The organism is Streptomyces huiliensis, assembly GCF_020037025.1.
Classification (GTDB): domain Bacteria; phylum Actinomycetota; class Actinomycetes; order Streptomycetales; family Streptomycetaceae; genus Streptomyces; species Streptomyces huiliensis.
In genome coordinates, this window is the sequence record NZ_JAIQLH010000192.1 from 1 (window position 1) to 1,339 (window position 1,339).

The 1,339-nt window shown below is 80.0% G+C and carries 1 protein-coding gene; it reads left to right on the top strand.

Features of this window, described 5'->3' with window-relative positions:
* The coding region (locus JNW98_RS26870; protein ID WP_308015669.1) for a ketoacyl-synthetase C-terminal extension domain-containing protein at window positions 1-1,339 on the top strand (1,339 nt) is incomplete at both ends.

Here is a 1,339-nt window from a genome sequence, read left to right on the forward strand (position 1 = left end):
TGGGCGCGCTGCGGCAGGCGTACGGCCTGGAGGAGCCCGGCCGATGCGCGCTGTCGTCGGTGAAGAGCCAGCTGGGCCACCTGGGGGCCGCCGCGGGCGTCGTCGGCCTGGTGCGGGCGGCGCTGGCCGTGCACCACGGGGTCATCCCGCCGACCGTCGACTTCCGGCGGCTCAACCCGCAGATCGCCGACGAGCGGCTGCCGTTCCGCATCCCCACGGCGGCGGAGCCCTGGCCCGCCGGCCGGCCGCGGGTCGCGGCGGTGAGCAGCTTCGGCATCGGCGGCACCAACACCCACGTCGTCCTGGAGGCGGGCGAACCGGCGGCTGGGGAGACCACCGGCCCTGTCGTACCCCTCCTGCCGCTGTCCAGCGGCAGCGAGGCCGGGCTGCGCGCCGACGCGGCCCGGATCGCGGACTACCTGGAGGCGCGTCCGGAGGCGTACGGGCGGGTGTTGCGGCACCTCCAGGCCGGGCGCCCGGCCCACCGGTGGCGGGCGGCGGCGGTGTGCGCCGACGCGGCGGAGGCGGTGGCCTGGCTGCGGACGGTGACCGGTGGCACGGCCGCGGCGGCGGACGGCACGGCCGTCGACGCCCGGGACCTGCCGGCCGCCGAGCCGGCGACCGCGTGGGAGTCGGGTACGGACATCGCCTGGCCGGACGGCCCGGCGCAGGCGCCGTGGGACTTCCCGCCGCCCGCCTTCGACCTGGCCCGCTACGAGATCGAACGGGCGGCCCCCACACAGGAGACGGTCCCCGCCCGGGAGCCCGCCTGGCCCGAGCGGCTGCCGGAGGCGGACTGGCTGCGCCAGCCGCACTGGGTGCGGCGGCACCACGCGGCGGCGGACCCGGTGTCCCGCGTCGCCGGCACCCTCGTCGTCCTCACGGACGGCCCCCTGCCGGACGGCGCGCTGGGCCCGTTCGAGGCGGCGTACGAGCGGGTGGCGCACGTCCGGGCCGCAGCGGCCTTCGCCCGCGTCGGCGCGGACCGGTACGAGGCCGACCCCGCCGACCCGGCGTCGCTGCGGCGGGTGTTCGACGCGCTCGGCGGCGGCGGGCCGGTCACCGTCGACTGGCTGCACGCGCTGCCGCTCGCCGTCGAGGGCGCCGTCGGCGAGGCGACGCTGGAGCGCGCCCGGTGGGCCTGTCTCGACACGCCCGCCGCGCTGCTGCGGGCCGCCGCCGACCTGCCCGCCGGGACGCGGCTGCGCCCGTGGTGGCTGTCGTACGGCGCCCAGCCCGTCGAGGGCCCGGTCGCCCGCCCCGAACTCGGCCTGCTGGCCGGCGCGGCCGAGGTGGCGCCGCAGGAGTGCGCCGTCGACGGCCGCTGGCTGGACCTGCC